The 6,174-nt window shown below is 70.2% G+C and carries 7 protein-coding genes; all 7 read left to right on the top strand.

Annotation, left to right across the window (positions count from 1 at the left end):
• Window positions 1-554, top strand: a 554-nt coding sequence (locus D7Y13_RS36885; protein WP_147452587.1) for a DUF1214 domain-containing protein, incomplete at its 5' end; no start/stop codon positions are given.
• A gap of 22 nt (window positions 555-576) precedes the next feature.
• Complete coding sequence (locus tag D7Y13_RS36880; RefSeq protein ID WP_158620498.1) at window positions 577-1,542, top strand: CorA family divalent cation transporter; 966 nt, start codon at window positions 577-579, stop codon at window positions 1,540-1,542.
• 343 nt (window positions 1,543-1,885) lie between these two features.
• Window positions 1,886-2,884, top strand: coding sequence for an HAD family hydrolase (locus D7Y13_RS36875; RefSeq protein ID WP_233595977.1), 999 nt, complete (start codon window positions 1,886-1,888; stop codon window positions 2,882-2,884).
• Window positions 2,884-3,783: a bile acid:sodium symporter gene (locus D7Y13_RS36870; RefSeq protein WP_120585844.1), complete on the top strand. Its 900-nt coding sequence runs from the start codon at window positions 2,884-2,886 to the stop codon at window positions 3,781-3,783. The genes D7Y13_RS36875 and D7Y13_RS36870 overlap by 1 nt, the downstream gene beginning before the upstream one ends.
• Before the next feature lie 99 nt (window positions 3,784-3,882).
• The gene (locus tag D7Y13_RS36865) at window positions 3,883-5,637 is read left to right on the top strand and encodes a SulP family inorganic anion transporter (protein WP_120585845.1); all 1,755 of its coding nucleotides are present in this window, start codon (window positions 3,883-3,885) and stop codon (window positions 5,635-5,637) included.
• A 4-nt stretch (window positions 5,638-5,641) separates the two neighbouring features.
• The gene (locus D7Y13_RS48835; protein ID WP_255424517.1) at window positions 5,642-5,770 is read left to right on the top strand and encodes a hypothetical protein; all 129 of its coding nucleotides are present in this window, start codon (window positions 5,642-5,644) and stop codon (window positions 5,768-5,770) included.
• A partial coding sequence (locus D7Y13_RS36860; protein WP_147452586.1) for a threonine/serine exporter family protein occupies window positions 5,767-6,174 on the top strand: 408 nt, incomplete at its 3' end. The genes D7Y13_RS48835 and D7Y13_RS36860, both read left to right, overlap by 4 nt.

The raw sequence follows: 6,174 nt of genomic DNA, 5'->3' as shown, positions 1-6,174 counted from the left end.
CATTGGAGGCGGGGGTGGAGGAGGGGCTCGCGCTGATTGAACAAGCGGAGGCCCGGACCACCAGCTTCCTGGGACTGTTCGGGACGCGTGAGTCGATGGGGCCCGACTACGTGCTGAAGCGGGCGGTGGGCGCGAAGATGGGCCTCTACGGCAACTCCCCGGAGGAGGCCGTGTACGGTGGGACGCAGCGGGATGCGAACGGACAGCCGCTGACAGGGGAGAAGTCCTACGTGCTGCGCTTCAACAAGGGGGGACTGCCGCCGGTGAAGTTCTTCTGGTCGCTGACGCTGTACCGGTTGCCGGAGCGGGAGTTGGTGGACAACCCGTTGGAGCGCTACGCGTTGGGAGACCGGACGCCGGGGCTGAAGTATGGCCCGGATGGCTCCCTGTCGCTGTTCATCCAGCGGGAGATGCCCACGGCACCGGAGCAGCGGGCCAACTGGCTGCCCGCGCCCGAAGGGCCCTTCACGCTCGTCTACCGCTTCTATGGGCCCGACGAGCGGGTCCAGAAGGGCCAGTGGACGCTGCCTCCGGTGCGCCCGTTGGATGCCTGAGGAGCCACCCGCGGAGGCGGACATGGATGGAGTCGACAATGCCTTCGCGCTCCTGCTCGATGGCGGGGGCGGAGCGCGTCCCTTGCCGTTGGAGCAGGTCCGGGACTGGAAGCCTTCGGATGGCGCGCTCTGGCTGAACCTGTCCCCGGACATCCCGGACCTGCCCCGCGTGCTGGAGCAGACCTTCCCCCTGCCTCCGGACGTCCGCGACACCCTGCTCGGGGACGTGGGACGGGTGCGCACCGACGTCGTCCAAGGTGATCAGCTCATCCTGCTCATGCAGCACCCGGATGCCGTGCGCACCGGGGCTCCCCCAAGGATGCTGCGCGCCTGGATGTCGTCGCAGCACTGCGTCACCATCGCCTACGGCGGCCAGCCCGCCGTCGTGTTGCTGCGCCACAAGCTCGCGCAGGGCCATGGGCCTCGGGGCCCGGACCTGTTCCTCGCCTTCGCCAACGCCGCGATCGAGGAGGCCGCCCTGCGCCTCACCGACTTCGACGACGCCCTGTCCGAACTGGAGGGGCGCTTCGAGGAGCGTCGCGCGGAGGATGTCGCCGCCGAGCACCTGCGCAGGCTGCGCCGGGGGCTGCTGGAGCAGCGCCGCTTCGTCTCGCTCTCCCGCGACGCCATCGTGCGGGTCAGCCTGCTGGACGTGGGGTGGCTCGTCGCGCAAGAGCCGCGGATGCAGCAGAGCTCCGAGCGTGCCGGCTCCCTCCTCAAGGAACTGGATGCCCTGGTCGAGCGCGCCCGCGTCCTTCACGAGGACGAGAAGGCCCGTCAGGACGACAAGAGTCAGCGCATCCTCTACCTGCTCACCATCATCTCCGGCGTCTTCCTCCCCCTGTCCTTCATCACCGGCCTGCTGGGCGTCAACCTGGGTGGTATCCCCGGCACGGAGTGGAGGGGTGCGTTCCTCCTGCTGGTGCTCGTGCTCATCGTCCTCGCCGTCATGGAGTGGCGGGCCCTGCGCCGCCGCGATCTGGTCTGAAGTGAAGCAGGCGGGCCTCCGTCAGCGGACAGTGCCATGCGACCCCGGACCCCATGTGCGGAGCCGCCACTTCCTCACCAGCTTCATCCCGGGCGCAGCACAGGCGGGGAGAGCACAATGGCGGGAGCTCGCACATGCTGGAAGCTGCTCGGGCTCATGGGGGGCCTGTGCTGCGCCGCTTCCTCTCTCGCACAGACGACGCAAGCCCCCTCCGCGGGGGCGGGGGCGGCTTGCGGGCACAGCAGGCCCTTCCCGCGTCCCCTCCACGCCGCGTTGTGAAGTCTCCCTTCAGGGCCCACCCTCCTGGGGTCGGTGTCTGGGATTGCGTGAAGGGGAGGCGGCCGTGGTTCGACGCATGCGGAATGGCTCGCGACAGACCTGCCTGCTCTGGACCCTCGCGCTGCTCTGGGCGGCTCCCCTCCAGGCGCTCGCGGCGGATCCGCTGCCCTCCTGGAACGACGGCCCGGTGAAGCAGTCCATCATCGACTTCGTCACCCGCTCCACCACCGAGGGCAGCCCTGGCTTCATCCCTCCGGAAGAGCGCATCGCCACCTTCGACAACGACGGCACGCTCTGGCAGGAGCAGCCCGTGGTGCAGGGCGCCTTCCTGAAAGAACAGGTCAAGGCCCGGGTGAAGGAGGATGCGTCGCTCGCGCTCAAGCAGCCCTTCAAGGCCGTGCTGGAGGGGGACCTGGCCCTGCTTTCGACGATGGACGAGCCTGAGCTGATGGCGCTGTTCTCGGCCACCCACAAGGGCAAGACGCAGGAGGAGTTCGCCGCGGAGGCGCGGACCTTCTTCAAGACCGCCCGCCACCCGAAGCTCGGCGTGCCGTACACGCAGCTTGCCTACGCGCCCATGCTGGAGCTGCTCCAGTACCTGCGCGCGCACGGTTTCCAGACGTGGATCAGCTCCGGTGGCGGTACTGACTTCATGCGCGTCATCTCCGAGGACACCTACGGCATCCCGCCCCAGCAGGTCATCGGCAGCGACTTGAAGGAGCACTTCGACGACCAGGACGGCCACCCCGTGCTGCGGCGCGAGGCGAAGGTGGAGCACATCAATGACAAGGCGGGCAAGCCGGTGGGCATCGGGCAGCGCATCGGGCGGCGGCCCGTGTTCGCCGCGGGCAACGTGCGTTCGGGCGGGGACATCCAGATGCTCCAGTACACGAAGCAGCAGCCGCGCGCGGGCTTCACCCTGCTCATCAACCACGACGACGCGCAGCGCGAGTTCGCCTATCAGGAGAAGAACGACGCCTCGCTGAAGGCCGCGCGCGCCGGGGGCTGGGCGGTGGTGAGCATGCGCCAGGACTGGAAACACATCTTCCCGGAGGGACGCTGATGCACTTCCTGCACGACATCATCGCTTTCCTGGTGTCCAGCTTCATCGTCGCGCTGGGGTTGTCCCAGGGGCTGGCGTGGCACCTGGAGGACCTGGGCCGGGGCGTGCGTCAGCCGGCGTTCAAGCGGGGGCTGCTGGTGTCGCTGGTGGCGGTGCCAGTGCTGTCCGTGCTCGTGGCCAGGGCGCTGCTGCCCGTGCAACCCGTCGCGGCGGGCGTCATCGCGTTGATGGCGTTCTGCCCGGGGCTGCCCATGTCGCTCAAGCTCATCTCCCAGCAGAAGGGGAACCTGCCGTTGGCCCTGGCGCTGTCCATCACCCTGTCGCTCATCGCCATCGTCCTGCTGCCGCTGTCGCTGACGCTGCTGGAGCAGTTGTTCCCGGTGGCCATCCAGGCGCCGCCATACCGGGTCCTCCTGGCCAGGGTCATCCTCCCGTTCCTCGTGCCCTTCGCACTGGGGATTGGACTCCAGAAGCTGTCGCCCGTCTGGGCCCGGCGTCTGCTCAAGCCCGCGAAGCTCTTCTTCGCCGTCGCGCTGGCGGTGGCGGCGCTGCTGATGATCGTCGCCGGCCTCCCGCTGTTGAAGCGCCTCCACTTCTGGGGCTTCGTCGCGATGCTGGTGGTGACGCTGGGCTCGGCGGTGATGGGCCACCTGGCGGGAAGGCCCCGGCCGGAGGACAGCACGGCGCTGGCCATCTCCGCCGTCTTCGGCAACCCGGCCTTCGCCTTCTGCCTGGGTGGCAGCACCTACCCGATGAAGACCCTGCTGGGCGTCATGGGCCTGTACCTGGTGGTGCGCACCCTGGCGCTGCTGCCGTATCAAATCTGGAACCAGCGCCACCTGAAGTCCGAACGCGGACGTGGAACGTCGCTGCCGCCGGGCAGGCGGGCCCACGCTTGAGCGCGCATGTGGCCGGGTGGGCGATGCCGTGGGCCGCGTGCGTCCCCACCCTGACCGCGGGAAGGGGGCACCGCGGCGGGTGCCCGAAGGGGACGGGCCATGAAGCTGTCAGCGGACACGCTCGGCCACGTCCTGCGGCGCGCGCTTCCGGGGGTCGAGCAGGCGCGGACGTATCCGAAGCGGTGGTTGCGCGCGGACATGCTGGCCGCGCTCACCGTGGGGGCCATGCTCATCCCGCAGGGGCTGGCGTACGCGCAGATCGTCGGCGTGCGCCCCGTGGCCGGGCTGTACGCGGGTGTCTTCGCGATGCTGGCCTACGCGCTGTTCGGCCCGTCGCGCCACCTGCTGCTGGGGCCGGAGGCGGGCGCCGCCATCCTCACCGCGACCGCGCTGGCCCCCGTGGTGGCGGGCGGAGGCCCGGAGCGGCTGGCGTCGCTCGCGGCCCTGCTGGCGCTGATGGTGGGAGGCATCAGCCTCATCGGGGGACTGTGCCGGGCGGGGGCGCTCGCGGACTTCCTGTCGCGGCCCATCCTCATCGGCTACATCAACGGCGCGGCGCTCATCATCATCGGCAGTCAGCTGGCGCGGATGCTGGGGTTGGAGCGCAAGTCGAACGAGTTCGCGGGGCAGCTCTGGGAGGTGGCGTCCAACGTGGGACGCACGCACGAGCCCACGCTGCTCCTGGGGCTGGGCATCATCGTGGCGCTGGTGGCGATGCGCAGCTTCCTGCCGCGCTGGCCCGCGCCGCTGGTGATGGTGGTGCTCACCACGCTGGCGGCTTCTGTGTTCCAACTGGAGCACGGGGGCATGAAGGTGGTGGGAAGCATCTCCGCGGAGGCGCCTGCCTTTGGACTGCCTTCGGTGGGCTTCGCGGACTTCCGCGCGCTGCTGCCGGCGGCGCTCAGCCTCGCGCTGGTGAACTACGCGAGCTCCGTGCTCACGGGGCGCATCTACGCGGACCGGTTCGGCTACCGCCTGGACGCGAACCAGGAGTTTTTCGGTCAGGCGGCGGCGAACCTGGTGACCGGCCTCACGCAGGGGTTCCCGGTGACGGGCAGCGATTCGCGCACGGCGGTGAACGCGTCCATGAAGGGCCGCACGCAACTGGTGGGCGTGGGCGCGGCGGCGGTGGTGCTGGTGTTCACGCTGTTCCTCACGCCGCTGCTGGCGAAGCTGCCCCTGGTGACGCTGGGGGCCATCGTCATCGTCGCGGCGGTGTACCTGCTGGAGGTGCAGCCCATCATCTGGCTGTGGCGGGTGCGGCCAGTGGAGGCGCTGCTCGCGGTGGTGACGATGCTGGGCGTGCTGCTGCTGGGCATCCTGCAGGGCATCCTCATCGCGGTGGCGCTGGCGTTGGTGGACCTCATCCGCCGCGCGGCCCATCCCCACGACGCCGTCCTGGGCGAGCGCGAGGGCGTGCCCGGCTGGCACGACGTGGAGGGCCACGCGGACGCGGAGACGGTGCCCGGGCTCGTCGTCTACCGCTTCGACGCGCCCCTCTTCTTCGCCAACGCCCGCTTCCTGCGCGAACAGGTGCGCAGGCTGGTGGCGGAGTCCCGCGTCCCGGTGAAGTGGTTCGTCCTGGATGCGTCCTCCGTGTTCGACCTGGACGTCACCGCGGCGGAGGGGCTGGAGAAGCTGCGACGCGAACTGGAAGGCGAAGGCATCGTGCTCGCGGTGGCGCAGGCACGGGCGCCGATGCGCTCGATGCTGCGGCGCTCGGGCCTGCTTGCCCGGCTGGGGAAGGAGCGGCTCTTTCCCACCGTGGGCGCGGCCGTGCGGGCCTTCCAGCAGGAGGAGGGTCCCCGGGAGCCCGTCATGGCGGAGGCTGCCCGGCCTGCTCCGGTGCACTGACGCCATGAAACGCACGACCGGGTGGGGCAGGGGCGTGGCGCTGGGGCAGGACGCGTCCTGCGCCAGCTTCTCGCGCATCGACACGCGGGAGACGGGCGGCGCGGGCGACGACAGCGACGCGGAGGCGACATGAGACGGGAGCATCCCCTGGACCTGCCGGTGGACGAGGAGGTCGCGTCGGCCTTCCTGCTCGACCTCGCGAGGGCCCTGCACCTGGCCTACCAGCCGTCGCTGCTGGTGGAGGCGCGCGTGAGGCGGGCGGCGAAGGCCTGGGGGCTCCAGGTGGAGGTCTTCACGCTCCAGAGTCTGGCGATGACGGAGGTGGTGTCCTCACGGCGTCCCCGCGTGGCCTTCGCGCGGCTGCCCTTCAACCCGCACTGGAACCTGGGCCGGGCGGCGGCGCTCCTGCGGCTTGCGGACGCCATCGCGCAAGGGGGTGTGCGGCTGCCCGAGGCCCGTTCGGAGCTGGACCGCATCCTGGCCACGCATTCACCGTATCCCGAATGGCTGGTGTTCCTGGCGTACGGTGTCTACGGC

The sequence above is a fragment of the Corallococcus praedator genome, assembly GCF_003612125.1.
Lineage (GTDB): Bacteria > Myxococcota > Myxococcia > Myxococcales > Myxococcaceae > Corallococcus > Corallococcus praedator.
Note: the sequence above shows the minus strand (reverse complement) of the source record. Positions and strands in the feature narration are given on the sequence as shown.

What these genes read in the sequence shown, in the direction of transcription:
- D7Y13_RS36880 (WP_158620498.1), top strand. Translation starts at nt 577, where the DNA reads ATGGATGGAGTCGACAATGCCTTCGCGCTCCTGCTCGATGGCGGGGGC.
- D7Y13_RS36870 (WP_120585844.1), top strand. Translation starts at nt 2,884, where the DNA reads ATGCACTTCCTGCACGACATCATCGCTTTCCTGGTGTCCAGCTTCATC.
- D7Y13_RS36865 (WP_120585845.1), top strand. Translation starts at nt 3,883, where the DNA reads ATGAAGCTGTCAGCGGACACGCTCGGCCACGTCCTGCGGCGCGCGCTT.
- D7Y13_RS48835 (WP_255424517.1), top strand. Translation starts at nt 5,642, where the DNA reads ATGAAACGCACGACCGGGTGGGGCAGGGGCGTGGCGCTGGGGCAGGAC.